General features: G+C 42.9%; 12 protein-coding genes. 9 read left to right on the forward strand and 3 right to left on the reverse strand.

The window, feature by feature from the left end; genetic code table 11:
- Window positions 1-154: 154 nt before the first annotated feature.
- Window positions 155-1,552 (reverse strand): DUF3131 domain-containing protein, encoded by a 1,398-nt coding sequence (locus L4C33_RS11685; protein ID WP_428812607.1) that lies wholly within the window; start codon window positions 1,550-1,552, stop codon window positions 155-157.
- A 224-nt stretch (window positions 1,553-1,776) separates the two neighbouring features.
- Between L4C33_RS11685 and L4C33_RS11690 the strand changes: the two genes are divergently transcribed.
- The 4 genes from L4C33_RS11690 (at window position 1,777) to L4C33_RS11705 (ending at window position 6,597) form a co-directional block, all read left to right on the forward strand.
- Window positions 1,777-2,430: a hypothetical protein gene (locus L4C33_RS11690; RefSeq protein ID WP_428812608.1), complete on the forward strand. Its 654-nt coding sequence runs from the start codon at window positions 1,777-1,779 to the stop codon at window positions 2,428-2,430.
- Window positions 2,431-2,594: 164 nt separating this feature from the next.
- On the forward strand, window positions 2,595-4,286 hold the full coding sequence (locus L4C33_RS11695) for a type I secretion system permease/ATPase (protein ID WP_428812609.1): 1,692 nt from the start codon (window positions 2,595-2,597) through the stop codon (window positions 4,284-4,286).
- A gap of 12 nt (window positions 4,287-4,298) precedes the next feature.
- Window positions 4,299-5,600, forward strand: a complete 1,302-nt coding sequence (locus L4C33_RS11700) for an HlyD family type I secretion periplasmic adaptor subunit (RefSeq protein ID WP_428812610.1) — start codon at window positions 4,299-4,301, stop codon at window positions 5,598-5,600.
- Window positions 5,601-5,874: 274 nt separating this feature from the next.
- Window positions 5,875-6,597: a hypothetical protein gene (locus tag L4C33_RS11705; RefSeq protein WP_428812611.1), complete on the forward strand. Its 723-nt coding sequence runs from the start codon at window positions 5,875-5,877 to the stop codon at window positions 6,595-6,597.
- A 157-nt stretch (window positions 6,598-6,754) separates the two neighbouring features.
- Here the strand turns inward: L4C33_RS11705 and L4C33_RS11710 are convergent, their stop codons facing one another.
- Together L4C33_RS11710 and L4C33_RS11715 are read right to left on the reverse strand one after the other, a co-directional pair.
- A complete protein-coding gene (locus L4C33_RS11710; protein ID WP_428812612.1) occupies window positions 6,755-11,188 on the reverse strand; it encodes a beta strand repeat-containing protein in 4,434 nt (1,477 codons plus the stop codon).
- A gap of 101 nt (window positions 11,189-11,289) precedes the next feature.
- A complete protein-coding gene (locus L4C33_RS11715) occupies window positions 11,290-12,309 on the reverse strand; it encodes a hypothetical protein (protein WP_428812613.1) in 1,020 nt (339 codons plus the stop codon).
- Between the two features lie 146 nt (window positions 12,310-12,455).
- Here L4C33_RS11715 and L4C33_RS11720 point away from each other — a divergent pair, with 146 nt between their 5' ends.
- The 5 genes from L4C33_RS11720 to L4C33_RS11740 form a co-directional block, all read left to right on the forward strand.
- A complete protein-coding gene (locus tag L4C33_RS11720; protein ID WP_428812614.1) occupies window positions 12,456-13,709 on the forward strand; it encodes a SpoIIE family protein phosphatase in 1,254 nt (417 codons plus the stop codon).
- Entirely contained in the window at window positions 13,661-13,993 is a 333-nt protein-coding gene (locus tag L4C33_RS11725; protein ID WP_428812615.1) for an STAS domain-containing protein, read from the forward strand. Before L4C33_RS11720 ends, L4C33_RS11725 begins: the two co-directional genes overlap by 49 nt.
- Window positions 13,994-14,001: 8 nt before the next feature.
- Window positions 14,002-15,126, forward strand: a complete 1,125-nt coding sequence (locus L4C33_RS11730) for a nucleotidyltransferase family protein (protein WP_428812616.1) — start codon at window positions 14,002-14,004, stop codon at window positions 15,124-15,126.
- Between the two features lie 18 nt (window positions 15,127-15,144).
- Window positions 15,145-15,666 carry an ATP-binding protein gene (locus L4C33_RS11735; RefSeq protein WP_428812617.1) on the forward strand — a complete coding sequence of 174 codons (522 nt, stop codon included), beginning with the start codon at window positions 15,145-15,147 and terminating at the stop codon, window positions 15,664-15,666.
- Window positions 15,667-15,715: 49 nt separating this feature from the next.
- Window positions 15,716-17,177: glycosyltransferase family 2 protein (locus tag L4C33_RS11740; protein WP_428812618.1), on the forward strand; the 1,462-nt coding region annotated here is incomplete at its 3' end.

Below are 17,177 nucleotides of genomic sequence, written 5' to 3' on the forward strand. Positions count from 1 at the left end.
TAATACCAGAGTAAATTAGTCAACTATTGATGTGGCACATGTTTTGTGGATTCTTTGGTTTTCTTTGATGCTAGTTATTTTAGGTAAATGTTGAAGAGTTGGGTTGCTGAATTGAGGGCTCAAAGATAAGAAAATAGATTGGAGCGCTGTAGGTTTAATTACTCGTTTCGTCTGATTCGGTTATAGCACTAAGGATTGGCTGTTTATTGGCGGTTTTGTACCACAAGGCGACGAGCACGAGGGAGTTGGTGTTAATGTTAAATGCTATATTACTGCCGCCATCTTCGTAGATTCCCGTTGAAATGCTTCGAAAAGATAGATTTTTATCTAATACGTTCTGGGCAAGGCTTTCACTGAATGAGTCGTTGAATAGTACACTGAACCCATACGCAATTTTATGACTGAACTGTTGAGGGTTTTCTATGGGCTTACCGCCTGAGCTGACACTAGTCCAAGGTTTGTTGTAGTAATAAATATTGTTGTAAGCAAACCAAGGGTTCTTATCCATGGCGTCCTCACCAAAGCTGACTAACTGTTGATCGTTTTCCCAGACGTTCTTATGGAGTTGGTAGATAGAATCAAGCTGATTCCAGTCTTTATTTTCACCATATTCAAGAGCGCTTAATATATAAGGGTCACTGGTGAAAAAAGGTACGTTGCGCTTGTCTTTACGAAGGGAAATGCCATCTATTTTTATCGAGTCTAAATGAACATCAGTTTTCGTTGAGTCGATATCAAACCCGAATAGTTGAAAGCCTTTACTCGCATATTGTAAATACCCATGTCGCCCCTCCTGTCGATAATATTCTCGACCTTTGTATAGCTTTGCACCATAAAGCGTATCTTTATGAACGGCTCGTTTGAGTTGCCATTTGTCGATGATTTGATTGATTGTAGGCGATAGTGAAGGGTGGGACTCTTGTAAGATATTTAGCCAGATCAACAGGCGCCCAATATCGAGTGCAGACCAACCATTACCGTTACTGCTTGTTTGGCTTAAAAGGCCTGAAGGGAGGGCTGTTTTGGTACTGTATTCACGATTCGGCAATTGATTATTGTATAAAGGCATTTTCTTCAATGAATCGAGTGTCTTTGTTAGCTCGTATAGCGTTTTTTCCTCTGATTTCATATCGAGCGCTTCTAACGCGAGTGTTGCTGCAATCCCACTTGCAATGTCCCACATGGTAGCGTGTGGGTAGCCACGAACCGAATCCCATAGCCCTGTTTGAGATCGCCAGTTTTTGTCGAAGTAATATTGAGCCTTTTTAGCGAGCAACTGCTCATTACGAGATAGGGCATAAGTTTGTATAGTAACGCTTTCTCTATCGTCATTTTGTGTAGGTTCAATATCTAGCTCTTCCGTGATGGGTGGAGCTATCGCTCTGCGGTGGAATTCGACAGCTTGCCGTTGCTCCTCTTTTTCGATTACGACCCCACGTTTTCCATAGAAGCTAACATTTTCTGACTCAGCGAACGCCCATGGCGATGCGAGTAACAGTGCGTAAGTCGCCCGCCAAGTCGATAAGTGCTGAGGAAATAATCTTAGTGTCATACTGTGTAATTAAGCTCATATGGTCATTCTAAGTTAATGATAATACATGAATATTTAAATGCGAGAATAAACGCAGTGCGCTAGGTTTGATTTTTATATTAATTACGGTGCTGATAAAACAGACAATTAGGTTGAAATTAGCGAATGCACCGTGTTTAATATAAGTATAACAACGAACAGTACTGGCTTAATTTTTTACTTCCCTCTAGCTGAGAACGGTTGTTATGCGCTATTTTTATGACTTTCTAACTTACACCGATGCTTATAAGCCACAGCCTCTTTCTTGTCATGCTGAGCTCAAGTATGAATATCTTCAGTTCCAATATGCTCTCAGTGATCGTTCAAAGAAAAGAGTTCAACGTTATCTCTTAAATGAACCTTGCTTCCTTCATGATTTTGGTGCAATAAGCGATGTTGATTCTGTCATCGCCTTTTCATTTGGCGATAGTTCAAGGGTTAATCGTCAACTCTCAGAGATAGTTAATCAGCTCTATTTACTGGATCCAACAAAGAACTTGTATATTCAACAAGAGATAGCCAGTCACCTACCTATGCTTCCAATTGCCAGTATTGAGTGTGATGAATATCAGACGACTTATGAAGTTGCGTTAAAAGCCGCAGGTTCTGCTCATCAAGGCGGCAAGAATAATCAATATGGACGAAAGGTCTTAGTGGTCGCACAGGCTTGGCATGCATCTCGCTGTATCAAAACATGCCAAGAGTTAGGGCTTGATGTCGCAGGATTAAGAGTTGTTAATGATTTCCCGGCGGCAGACCCCCAACCCTGGGTTCGAAACCCGATTAATTGGGTTATTAAAGAAAGCCACAGAGATGTAGCCACAGGGTATGAAATCAGTAAGCTTTATAGCCTCAGTTAAGCGTTTTTGTATGTATACCGACGTTTACCTCTCACCATAACAAGCTTAGTTTCACATAAAACTCACTATCAAATTAGAAATCAATCATTAAGCAATAAAGTGCTTAATGATTGACTACACTTGATTGTATATTATTATGCAACTTGGTTTACTTGGTGGTGTGAGTGAAAGAGCAAACTCAGTATTTTGATACAGTAAAAAAAGAGATTTGGGCTGCTGTATTATTTAGTTGTGGCATCAACATGTTAGTTCTTGCGGTTCCTATCTATAGCTTGCAGTTGTTTGATCGTGTCGTGAGTAGCGGGAGCTTAGATACACTGGTTGCATTGCTCGGAATAACCGTTTTCTTAATTACTTCTCAAGCATTGTTAGAGCACATACGTACCATGCTGCTTCAGCGTTCTGCCCTCAAGTTGGATACTAGCTTGAGTGGTCAATTGTTATCACAAAGCATTAGTAATTCCTCCCAAACTAATCGGATCGAAAAACAGCCTTTGCAAGATCTATCCACGTTACGAAACTTTTTGGTTTCTCCTTCAACATCTTCAATTCTTGATCTTCCTTGGACGCCGTTTTTCCTTTTGCTCCTATTTTTCTTTCATCCGTACATTGGGCTTGTCGCAATTCTGGGTGTTACGGTGTTCTCTATATTGGCGTTACTGATGATGTTTGGTGGAAAGGCGCTAAGCGAATCGGATATGAGAACCAACTCTCAGCTCAATATGGAGCTTAACGACTTCCTAAGAAATGCGCCGACGCTAAAAGCGATGGGCATGAGTGAAAATATTGGCGCTACATGGAATAAAAAGAATGTAGAACTGTTAGAGCTTCAGTGGAAGGTAAATTCTCGCACTGGGTTACTGATGACCATCAGTCGCTATGCGCGAACATTATTACAAGTGCTGGTTTTGACTGTTGGTGTATACCTGGCTTTGCAGCAACAAATAGGGACAGGGGCGGTTATCGCAAGCTCAATTTTGATCGGGCGAGTATTGAGTCCATTTGAGCAAGCCGTAAGTGGCTGGAAATCATGGTATGGCGCTTTTAACGCGTGGAAGCGCCTAAAAGTATCTTGTGAAGAGTCGACATCTCTATCTAAGACCTTATTACCTAAACCTAAAGGTGAATTGAAGTTCAATAATGTGAGTTTGRAACTAGCAGGAAGACAAACTCCGACCTTGCAGGGTATTAATTTCAAATTAGGCGCTGGTAGTGCATTAGCAATTATGGGGAATTCGGGGTCTGGCAAATCCACGTTGGCAAGCATGATTATGGGCATCCATAAACCGTCGATGGGAGAAATTATGATCGATGGCGCCACCATTGAAAAATGGGATCAGAACCAGTTCGGGCAGTATATCGGCTACTTACCACAGCACGTTGGTTTACTTGCAGGGACGGTGAAGCAAAACATTTGTCGTTATACCGACAGYGGCGATGAAGAGGTGATTCACGCAGCAAAACTTGCCTGTATCCATGAGCTTATTATGTGTTTACCTCAAGGTTACGAAACTTATATCGGTGAGGGAGGGGTGCTGTTATCTGGGGGACAGAAGCAGCGAATCGGATTAGCGAGAGCGATATTTTCTAACCCCAAATTACTGATTTTAGATGAACCAAATTCGAACCTAGATCCTGAGGGTGAAACCGCTCTAGCTATAGTTCTTCAATATTGTAAAGAAAACAGCATAACGGTAGTGATGATCAGTCATAGGCCTGGCTTCTTACGACAAATGGATTGGGTAATGGAGCTAAAAGACGGGAAAGTACATAAAGCTGGAACGTGTGAACAGTTTTTGGGGTTACACCTCGAAAAAAATGAGCCTCAGCAAACAACAGCCAAGTCTGCTGTGTAACTAGGAGTTTAAATGGGATCTACTTTTAGCACAAAGAGCTTAATTGTATTTGGTATTAGCGTTTTGATGGTATCGGTTGTCGGCTTTTTAACTTGGGCAGTGAATGTCCCATTAAGTTCAGCGTCCATTGCTTCTGGCAGCGTTGTTGTTGAAAGCAAAAGAAAGCAAATCCAACATTTACAAGGTGGGTGGATTAAAGAGGTTTTCGTTAAAGAAGGAGATCTCGTTGAGGTCGGACAGCCATTAATGGAGCTAACTGACAGCAGAGCAGAAGCTGACTATCGAAGATTTCTTTATCGTCATTATTCATTACTTGCTCAAGAGTCTCGTTTAGACGCATTACAGAGTCAATCTCCAGAAATTAAGTGGGCTGAAGGACTGAGTCGCGAGCAAGATATTTTTACCATTCGACCTATACAAGACAGCGAGAAAGTTCAATTTCAACAAGCATTGTTACAAATGCAGTTAATCGATTCTCAATATAAGCAGCAAGTCTCTTTGTATGAAGAAAAAATTAAAGGTAATGGATTTCAAAAGAAGGCAATTCGTTCTCAGCTCGATCTTGTTCGACAAGAAGTAGATATGACGAAAGGCTTAGTCGCGAAGGGATATGTGTCTAAGACAAGAATGCTAGAACTTCAAAGGCATAATGCCAGAATTGAAGCCGAGCTAGCTGAAATTACGGTCGTAATTGATGTAGCAAAACGCGAACTAAATACCCTTCACCAATCTTACCTTAGCCAAGTCCTAGACTTGAAAAGTGGTTACTCCCAACAGCTTAAAACCGTTAAGGAAGAACTGAGAGATATCCATGAATTAATGAAAGCAGCGGAAGATGTCCGTTCACATATTTTAATGAAAAGTGAGTATGCGGGTAGAGTCGTTGGGCTAAATGTTTCCAGTGTTGGCGGTGTTGTTAGACCGGGGCAAACATTAATGGAAATTGTACCAGTACAAGATGAGTTGATTGTTGAAGCAATCGTTCCGCCAAAAGATATAGATGTTGTTAGGCAAGGACAAGAAGCTCGTATTCGTCTTACCGCTTATAGTTCTCGGCGAGTTCCACCTGTACTAGGAACGGTTACCCATATTTCTGCAGACCGAGTGATTCAAGGGGATGGTAATGAACAATCTGACCAAGGTTACCTTGTCAGAGTTAAGTTCGATCAGGAAGCTCTGGCCTCTATTCAGGGTGTTGAACTTTACCCGGGAATGCTAACGGAAGTGTTAATCCTTATCGAAGAAAGAACGTTGTGGGATTATTTAATTGGACCATTAAGTGACGGTTTATCAAGAGCTATGAGGGAGTCGTGATGGAAGATTCAATGACATTTTGGCTCAGTTTTTATTTGTTTTTCATGGTGCTAAGTACTTTTGTCGGGGTATGGAAGAAAAATACAATAGCAGGGTTGTTACTTGGGTATGTACTTGGGCCTATCGGGTTTGTGTTACTTCTTCTTAGTCAGGATCGTAGGCATAAACCTTGCCCCCATTGCGATAAGAAAGTAGATAGCCATGCTTACTTTTGCCCTCACTGCCAAACAAAGTGTTATGGAACGGCGAGCAAAGATATACAGGAGTGCTGCTAATGTTTGAGAAGGAAAGGAGTAATAAGGGGGCTTATGTTTGTAGTGGTTTACTTGTTTTTGCATGTGCTGGGTTAGGTTACTCACTACATTCCAAGAACATAAGCCTAGAGAGTTCAAATGAACAACTGGCACAGGCAAAGACGACCGTGAATAGCCTGAATCAGGAAATACTTGAACAGAACTTAGCTTTTGAAACATTAATGCTGGAACAAACTAGCGAGATCGAACGACGTGACTTGATAATAGTTAAGCAAAAAAAAGACATCTCAGAACTGATCAGCCAACTTGATTATGCGAAACGTTCGGGCAAGCAGTATAAATCTCAGTACTTAGCACAAAAGCAAGCAACTACATTGGCAAAAGAAGAAGTTAACAGCCAAATGGTATTGGAAAAACAGCGCCTTGAACAACAAACTCAAGAAGAGCTCAAACTTCAAATGAATAGACTAGAAGGGGAGTATTCGTCTAATGCTCTCAAAGAGCAAAATACCGAGCGTGTTGACAAGCTGATGTCTAACTTTGCGTCACTAAAAGTGAACCTTGATGTCGTTAATACTTGTGATAAAGCGTATTTAGAGCGTTATGGACAGGCTAAAAGTATGCTTAGCCATATGCGAACATACATCCAAAAAAATGATATGAGTACCGATTACTATCATTTTGTCATTTCAAATGATGCGATGATCAGTCGTAAAACCAGAGAGTTATGTATCGAAAACTAAATGGTTAATAGTTCAGTCGTAATTAGTGGCTTAGTTTAGCGAGCTATTTATTAAAAAAGACAATGCCCACATAGGTGGGCATTTTTATTTATTCAGCTTATCAGAACTCGGTAATTACAAACTTAAGTGAACAGCCCGAGCTACACGGAACTCGTCATTACACTTCCGATGAGGAGCCTGGGAAGTTAATATCTCCGCTATCGAGCTCACTCCATATAACCACTTCTTGGCCTGAATCGTTTTCAAATCGATAACCAAATAGAGAGCCAGTGTCGATGTTACTGGCTTCATAAATATCTTGTAGTGAACCGTTCATTTGCATATGACTTTCTGTCAGAGTCCAACCCCAGCCAGTAAGGTCTAAGCTTGATGCCCCTGTACATACAAACTGTCCGGACGTTTCACCCGCCGTATTGTTGGCTGCTATTTTATCTAAAGCGATAGAAAGGTCTGTATCACTGGAGCTGATCTTAACGCCTTCTAGTTCCTGGAAAGCAGTTTTGGTCATGTCTATCATTTGGCCATTGTTACTATCGCCAACAAGTAATACATCGAAATCAGCTCCCCCGCTAAAGTGAACCATATTATCGCTTCCAGTGTTTATTTCACTAGAGTCGAATACGAGTACGTCATCACCAGCGCCGCCGAACAACCGGTCGATACCTTCACCACCATCTAGAATATCGTTACCTGTTTGTCCGTAAAGCGTATCGTTACCTTTGTCCCCTGATAGGGAATCGTTACCATGGCCACCATCGAGAGTATCTGCGTTGTCGTTGCCTGAAATTTGGTCATTGCCATCACCACCAGATAGGTAGTCTTCACCTGATCCGCCTGCCAGCTTATCATCACCTTCTTCACCATAAATCATATCATCGCCTCCATTCCCGGATAGCTGGTCAGCACCATCTTCGCCATAAAGTACATCTGATGAGCCTCCACCATACAGTTTGTCGTCACCAGCTCCTCCCCAAAGTGTATCAGCCCCAGAGTCACCTTTTAATGTATCGTTTCCAGCATCACCTCGAAGAGTATCATTACCTGAACCTCCAGAAAGGTAGTCGTTACCTTCGCCGCCAGAAAGGGTATCGTGACCACTTTGTCCATACGCAGTATCATTTCCTATACCGCCAGCCACCAGGTCATCACCGTCACCAGCGTAGAGTTTGTCATTACCGGAACCGCCACTTAGGGTATCGTTACCTGCACCTGAAGTCAGGTGGTCGTTGCCTTCTCCACCGTTTAGTTGGTCGGCGCCGGACGCTGTTTGAATAGTATCGTGCCCATCTCCACCAGAAACGATACTGGCTCCCCCTGATACTGTAATACTATCGTTACCTGAGCCACCCTGAATATTGGCAGCACCAGCCTCTACGACAATAGTGTCGTCTCCGGTACCACCATCAATATTGTTGTTACCTTGTCCCGTGATTTCAATGTGATCAATGCCTGCACCACCCAAAATAGTGTTGTTGTCTCCAGAGGCTTTAATATGATCGTTACCGCTACCGCCATCAATGGTATTGGAATTAGAGGCGTCTTCTAAGTAATCATCTCCGTCGCCACCTTGCAAGTTGTCGGCGCCACTCCCGCCGAGTAGGGTGTCATTGCCTTCACCACCTATAAGGGTATTTTTCCCACCTTCAGCGACAAGTTTATCGTCACCTAGATTACCTTCTAATGTATCGTCACCTGAACCGGAATAGAGTTGGTCATCGTCGTTGCCACCTGAGATAGAGTCATTGCCGTCACCCCCGAATAGTAGATCTGCGCCTGTTCCTCCAGAAATAGTGTCGTTTCCTTTACCACCATCAATGAGGTCAGTACCTTCGTCACCGGAAAGATCGTCTCTGCCGTCTCCACCATATAGAGTATCGTTGCCTACACCGCCTGAGGTAATGTCTGAACCGACTCCACCATATAAAGTATCGTCACCTTGACCTAAGTTTATGGTATTTATTCCAGCCTCACCAAAAACAGTGTCGTTACCCGTACCACTATTAATTGTATCTGTTCCGTCACCGGCAAAAAGATTGTCATCTCCAGCTCCTCCGGTGATTGTATCGTCGTCAGCTCCCCCATATAGGGTATCGGCTTTGTCACTACCAATCAGAGTATCGTTGCCATCACCACCGTAGATTTGATGACTGCCGGTACTTGCAGCCGTTAGTGTGTCATTGCCTTTGCCGCCAAGGATGGTATCTTGCCCATCATCTTGAATGCGATCATCACCGGCTCCACCGTCGATAAAGTCATAACCCGCACCGCCAACTAATTCGTCATTACCAGCACCTCCGAAGATAGCATCATTACCAGCGCCGCCTTGAACAAAGTCATCACCGCTACCAGCATCTAGATGGTCATCACCAACGCCGCCATCGATCTGATCATCACCAGCCCCCGCATAGGTCGAGTCGTTACCTTCACCGAGTGTTATGTTGTCTTGGTTAATACCACCATATACAGTGTCGTTTCCTGTCCCTGATACAATAGTATTGGTGCCAGATTCTCCAAAAATAGTGTCATTACCGCTGCCTGTATCAATGTTGTCTTGGCCTGCGCCCGCGAATACGGTGTCGTTTCCAAGACCAGCTTGGATTACGTCATTACCGGAACCACCAAATAGTTGGTCATCTTCAGTTGAACCTGTGAGGCTATCATTACCAGCACCACCGTAGAGTTCACTAGCATTGGCACCTGCAGATATAACATCATTGCCGCCTTCGCCGAACAGTTGGTTATTACCCGCGTCGCCTTCAATAATATCGTCACCGCCCCCAGCAAATACTTGATCGTTCCCTTGTCCTGAATTGATGACATCGCTGCCTGCTCCAGCAAATGCTTTGTCGTCACCGGATCCCAGTGATATTTGGTCGTCACCTGAACCTGAAAAAGAGGTATCGTTACCTAAGCCGCCAGTAATGGTGTTATTGCCATCTCCAGAATATATAGTGTCGTTACCAATCCCTGAGTCGATGATATCGTCACCACCTTCTGCATAAATCAAGTCATCTCCTGAAGATGCTAGGATTTGGTTGTTACCTGCACCTGCATAAATGGTGTCGTTACCTTCGCCTGAATCAATAGAGTCATGTCCGTCGTTAGCATAGACGGTGTCGTCACCAATACCAGATACAATCGTATTATTTCCTGACTCGCCAAAAATGGTGTCTGAACCGCCACCAGACTGAATATAATCGTCGCCTGAACCCGCATAAATAGTGTCGTCGCCAGCACCAGAATCTATGACATCAGCTCCCTCATTGGCGTGAATGACATCGTGCCCTTCGTTACCTTCAATCGTATCGTTGCCTTTGCCACCGAATAATTGATCATCTCCAAAACCACCGGAGATATCGTCGTCACCATCATCGCCGTAAATCGTATCGTTACCTTTCCCACCGATCAGTTGGTCATTGCCTAGCTCTCCAACTAATGTATCGTCACCTAGGCCACCTTCTATTTGATCGGCACCATCTCCACCTAGAAGTAGGTCGTTACCCTGATCGCCACTGATTACATCGTCACCGGTACCACCCAACACAAAATCATCACCTTCTCCGGCGGAAATGCTGTCGTTTCCTTGCTCACCGTGAATTTCGTCATTGCCGGTATTACCACTAAGCACATCTGTACCTTTACCCCCGAATAGCTTATCAGCGCCTTCACCGCCGTAAAGTGTGTCGTTACCGTCATCACCAATGAGCGTGTCTTCACCTAAACCACCGTGGATTTCATCATTTCCTAGTTCACCCATGAGTAGGTCATTGCCTTCATTGCCGTGAAGGAGGTCATCGCCATCTGATCCGAGTAAAGTGTCGCTACCTTCACCACCGTATAGCTTATCTTCACCGTTTCCTCCGACTAAAACATCATCGCCACTGCCACCAGAAAGGGTGTCATCATTGATATCACCATCTAAAAAGTCATTACCTTCTCCACCTAGCAGAGTGTCGTTACCTTGTTGGCCTTTTAGAATGTCGTCACCGCTTCCACCCTCAAGGGTATCGTTGTAGACATTTCGTACTTCGACATCAAGCTGATCAAATTGTGTGATGGTTTGATCGTTTTCATCTAACAGATTGAACGTGATTTCCGAATCAGTAGGTAGTTGTGATTCTGGAATGTCTATTTCGACGATGATCTGTCCATTGTCATCAACTTGAGCTGTTTGAAGGGCGATCTGAGTACCATTGGCATCCATTAATTGAACAGTAACCGTTGAGTCTTGGTTTAATCCGCAAACCGTTGTGGTTGTCTGAACCACTTGGTTAACCGCATAATTGTTCAGCTTAATACTATGTTCGACTTGTTCTGCGTCTACATTGGGGCTGAATTGGTAAACAGTTTGTGCCGAGCCCCATGAATCGTCGGTACTCGGTTGAGTTGGAGCAGAGTCTTCTACAGGGTATTCCACATCCCCTAGAACAGTATCATTGCCAGATCCAGCAATTACATGGTCGCTTCCCTCGCCAGCAGCAACGAAGTCATCACCGGCTAAAGTTGATATTTGGTCATTCCCGCTTCGGCTGTTGATAGAGTCGTCTTCTGAGGTGCCGGTGATGATGTCATCGTGCTTTGTTCCATTCATATATATCCCTCTTATGAGCAGCACTCATGATGATAAACATGAGAGTCTAGTTGTATAAAACTAGTTTAATATGAGAGTGGAGATTTTCCAGTACACAGTGTTTAAAATGTGAAACTGTAAGCTAGTGTTATTGAACCATTTTTGACGTGACCAGTATCAGAAGGGCGGTGGCTAGGATTCCACCGATTACCAGAATAGTTATTGTATTGAAGGGTGATAGTTCCGGGGCGCCAGTCAAAGTACCCAAAGCCATATGTAAAATCTGGGTTCCACGGTTGTCGATGCTCACGGTCAAAGTAGTAAAAACCGGTTCCGTTGATATACCAATTACCATATATCGAATATTTACAGCCTAAACTTAGTGTTTTTTGGTTCTGAAGGTAGCTGATACTTTCTAAATCAAAGTACTCTGGCGTTAGATTGAAATCGACTTGGCAGCCAATAGCGCCGTCTTCAGTAAAGCTAAGCCACTCTTTGAAAGGAGAAGTGATAGGAAACTTCCAACCTAAAGCCCACGTCCCTTGGTTGAACTCTGTTCGATTTCCTCCGTCACTAGGCGAGAAACGGTTACCACCATAGTTTGAATACACTAGGCTAAATGTATAAGGTCTCCAGTCGCTATACCCAAAAACGTACGTGAAATCAGGGTTCCAATCTTGTTTTTGATCCTTGTCCAGATAGTGATAAAAGCTTGTCGAAACAAACCAACTGCCGGCAATCGTATATTTTAAAGAAAGGGTGGCTGTTGTGTTGTAATTGGTAGGGCCATTTGTACTTCCAGAAGGAATGTTTGCTGCGTCAGATTGATCGATAGGAAGATTAAAGCCGATGTTTCCACTCAACCCTTGCAACCAGTTTTCTTGTTCTTCGAGTTCATTCATAGGGAATGAGAAAGAGCTAGAGACCCCAGCCCAAATTAAATCTAATTCATCATCTTCAGATGCTTCCTGGTGTAGGTTGTGACTCTGTGCCGAGATAGCACTGGAAGTTGGGCTGGGAGCATGTTGTCCCGATTGTTCATAGAATTCATCGGCGTAGACTAAATTTATCGGAATGCAACTGACTACCCCCCAAGAAAGAGTTTTTACAAGTGTTGGATTTGATAGTAAACCGTAGGTCATAGTGTTAAGTCGAACACGATAATAGAACAAGCCTTATGATTTTATTAAGAAACTGTTTGCATTGCTACTGGATGAGTCTAATCTAATATTAAACAAATTGCTTAAATGCGTCAGCAAAAAAAGCAAATAATAATAAAAGGCTAGGCATGAAAGAAATTCTATTGGTTGATGACAATCAAACCATGCTTATTTATATGGGCGCGGTATTGCGAAAGCGTGGCTACCATGTCACGACGGCAACTAGTGGAGAAGAAGCTCTTCAGATTTTAGTCGAGAACGAAAGTATTCAATTTGTACTAAGTGATTGGGTTATGCCTGGAATGAGTGGTGTAACCCTATGTAAAACACTGAAATCTAATGAATATCGTCGTTATATTTTCTTTGTGCTGCTATCTGCTAAAAACGATAAAGAGTCGATCATTAACGGAATTGATTCTGGTGCTGATGACTTTGTCGACAAACAAACCTCAGTCGATGAATTAGATGCGCGTATTCGAGCTGGCTTTAGAAACCTAGATCTACATAACGAGCTTCTGGTTAAAAATACAGAGCTTGATTCTGCCTACGACACCATGAAACAAGACCTAGATTCTGCTAGTGATCTTATCCGTCATCTTTTACCTAAAACTCGCTCATTTTCCTGTGTAGAGCTTAGCTATATTTCTATTCCTAGCGCCCAAATCGGTGGGGATATGCTGGGCTACATGCAACTGGATCCAAATCATGTTGCTTTCTACTTATTAGATGTCGCTGGCCATGGCGTTTCGTCCGCGCTGATGTCTTTTTCTGTACAGCAAAGCTTATCTGTTGTTTCTGGCAGCGCTTCCATTGTTTCGCGAGAAACTGCGAACGGGATCGAGATCAACTCTCCCGAAGAAGTCATTGAAAAGCTGAATCAGATGTACATGAGTGGCGACAGCAATTTACTTTATTTCACCATGATCTACGCCGTTCTAAATACTCAAACCGGTTTAATGTCTTACTGTTGTGCGGGTCATCCGCCTCTAGTTTGGTATCACAGTGAACATGGTCACGCCGAGTTGATCGGCCACGATAACTTTGTTGTTGGCGCATTTGAAGATGTTGATTACCAGTCTTCCATCGTGCAGTTAGAAGCTGGCGACAAAATTTGGTTCTATTCAGATGGGATTACAGAAGCCCAAATGAATACAGAACAGTTTTCTGAAGAAGGACTAATGAAAACGATAGAGTCGGTTAACCGATATCCGACTCAGCAACAAACAGAGTTAGTTGTTAAAGCTGTTAAAGATTGGCAGAAATCTGATTGCTTTGACGATGATGTCAGCGTACTTGTCGCTGAATGGAAAGGTTCAATAGAAGGAAAAGAACAATGCAATATGAGATTAGTAAACAAGGCAACAGCACAGTTTTTCAAATAAATGAAGAGCGATTCGACGCGAAACTGGCACCTGAATTTAGGAATCAAATTGAATCCATAATGAATGAACTTTCTCCGAGCGTTGTTTTGGATATTAGCAAAGTGAAGTTTATGGATAGCAGTGGTTTAGGTGCGGTTATGGGTGTCTATAAGTTGCTACGTGACAAACAGATCAGTGTCGCGAATGCACAAAAACCTGTATTGGATCTTTTGAAACTTACTCGCATGGACCGATTGATCAAAACTTATGACAGTGTAGAAGATGCAGTAGCGACGACAGTGTAGGGGCCATTATGAAAGGAATGATATTAGCCGCAGGAAAGGGCACTCGTGTGCGTCCTATTACACAATCGATACCAAAGCCGATGATCCCGATTTTAGGCAAGCCCGTGATGGAATCGATGATTGAGCTATTCGCCCATCATAATATTAACAAGATTGTTATTAATACGAGTCACCTGGCAGAAGTGATCGAAGGCTACTTTGGCGATGGTCACCATTTTGATGTTCAACTTTCTTATTCCTATGAAGGGACGACACAGAATGGAGAGCATGTTAGTCAGGCGTTAGGTTCGGCTGGTGGCATGCAAAAGGTACAACAGTTCTCAGGATTTTTTGATGAAACGTTTGTCGTGGTATGTGGTGATGCTTGGGTTGACCTAGATTTAACGGAAGCCGTAAAGCAGCACAAACGCTTAGGTGGTATTGCGACGATCGTGACTAAGAAAGTGCTACCGGAAGATGTTGAAAAATATGGTGTAGTGGTTACTGATGRGCTGGGAAGGGTGACTAACTTCCAAGAAAAGCCGAATCGAGAAGATGCGCTTTCTAATCAAATTAATACGGGTATCTATATTTTCGAGCCTGCGATCTTTGATTATATTCCCAAAGAGGGCGAGTTCGATATCGGGAGTGAATTGTTCCCGCTTTTAGTTGCTTTACACGTACCTTTCTACGCTATAGACATGAAATTTCAATGGTTAGACGTCGGCAATATCTCTGATATTTGGGAAGTAACAAGAGATATATTAGACGGAAAAGTACCTGGCTATCGTATCCCTGGAACTCAGATCCGTGCCGGGATATGGGTTGGGATCAACACCGTTGTCGATTTGAATAAATGCCACATTGAACCTCCCGTTGTAATTGGTAGTGGTTGCAAAATAGATGATGGCGCGAAGATCACGGGTCCAGCTTTGATAGGGGCGAACTGTGTTCTTGATAGAGAAAGTCATGTCAAAGAGTCACTGATTTTCGATTACATACATGTACACGATAATGCTCAGGTAGACTCCCAAACGATTTTTGGTAATTACAGTATTGGTCATGAAGGTAAGAGTCATAGTGATGCCAACTGGAGCAATTTGCGCTGCAAAGCGAACCATAATCGCGTATCCGATATGTTAAACGCTATGTAACGAATAATGGAGCTACCCATGACATCACAAGTTCTGACCGAGTTCAGCAAGGAATACAGCAGCTCTCTTGATGCTTCACGCTTGGCATCTGAAGACATTAATCAGTATTGGTTGGACCTAGGTCTATCCGTTGGTCTTGTTACACAACTAGAGTTGTGCGTTGTTGAAATGGTCAACAATGCGTTCATACATGCCTACCATTATCAAGAAGGCAAACCTATCGGATTGGGTTGTACTTTTCAGTTAGAGGGTGACGCTGGAACCATGACGATGAAAGTGTATGACTACGGTGAAGGCATGACAGAACAGGCTCTTACGAAAGAGCTCTCAAAAGAGTTCGTCGAAGCAGATCCAGAAGATGAAAGTACCTGGGGTGTTTCTGGGAGAGGTTTCCTAATCGTTTCAAGCCTGATGGATACCGTGAAGCTGATCAGCGAATCGCCGAAGAATACGTTCTTGTTAACCAAGCAGTTGGATCAGGCATCGATGAAGCAGATGTTGTCATCAGTTCAAAGTGATCAAACTACACCAACTAAATAATCACTAATACGTCTGATTAGTTCCTTAAAGGATTACGGGAGAATAATTAATGGACCACTATTTCAAACAGTTTGAGCATCGTGTTCCGCCAGAGCCAGTGCCTCACAGTATTCCTCGTGAATTGCTGTATCAATATTTAGCAACATGTAACTTAACCCTTGGCATTTGGTATTTGTGGTGGCGCTGGAGCTTCGCATTAAATTACGATGCATTGTGGTTCTCCCTCCCTCTGGCTTTCGCTGAGTCATGTGCGTTTATCGGGTCTATATTATTCACGGTTAACTTATGGAAAGTGAAAGACGAACCGCGTAAAGCCCCTCCTTTTAAAATTGCAGAGTGTGTTGAGCAAACGGATGAAAACAGACCGATTAATGTCGATGTGTTTTTCCCCAGTTATGATGAAGAACCTGAGTTAGTTAAATTAAGTATCCTTGATGCTCAGAAGATCAGATACCCGCATGATATCAACATTCAAATATTCATATTGGATGATGGTGACCGTCCTGAAATGAAAATGATGGCGGACGAAATGGGTGTTGGGTATATCGCTCGTGAAGGGAATATCGGCTTTAAAGCAGGTAACCTACGTAACGCTATGGAGCAAACGTACGGTGATTTTGTTGTTATTTGTGATGCGGATACAAGGCCATTTCCAACCATTTTAGAGAATACACTAGGCTACTTTAGAGATCCTAAAGTTGCATGGGTTCAAACACCACAATGGTTCTTTGATTTACCCGAAGGGGAAAGGCTTCCTGAGTTTTTGTCGCGTAAACTTGGACGTTGGGCCGCTCCTTTTGGTAAAGGTGTCGAGAAATTTTATGGCCCCGTTACCTTAGGTGAAGATCCGTTTGTTAATGACCCTCAAATGTTTTATGACGTGATTCAGCGTCGTAGAAACTGGGCAAATGCTTCATTTTGTTGTGGAGCTGGATCTATTCATAGGCGAGAAGCGGTAATGGAAGCTGCGCTTCGAGCGTATGCCGAGCAAATTACTAATGAACAAGATGAAGTTGAAAAGCAAATTCGTCGACTGACCAAAGAGAAGAAGGTCGATTCTACGATTTCCGAAAGTTTAAGAAATGAAATCTTATTTGATACTGAATTTACACCCTATAAATTTCATGTTTCTGAAGACCTGTATACTTCTATTGTGTTGCATTCAGACAGTGAACGAGGCTGGCGATCGGTAACTCATCCTCAGGTAGAAAGTAAAATGCTTTCACCTCAAGATCTTCAAACCTGGACGGTGCAGCGTTTTAAGTATTCTGGCGGTTCAATCGATATATTTATGAACGACAACCCAATATTTAGAAAAGGGTTAAACCTAAAGCAAAAGCTTATGTATAGCGCGAGCTTTTGGTCGAATTTGTCTGCAATTTGGAACGTAATCTTTTTAGCTTGCCCAATTATTTACTTTTTAACATCTATTGCGCCAGTTAGTGCTTACGACGTTACTTTTTATCTGCACTTTTTACCTTATGTATTGACTGCGGAATTAGCAATGATGG

The organism is Vibrio makurazakiensis, from assembly GCF_050337375.1.
Lineage (GTDB): Bacteria > Pseudomonadota > Gammaproteobacteria > Enterobacterales > Vibrionaceae > Vibrio > Vibrio makurazakiensis.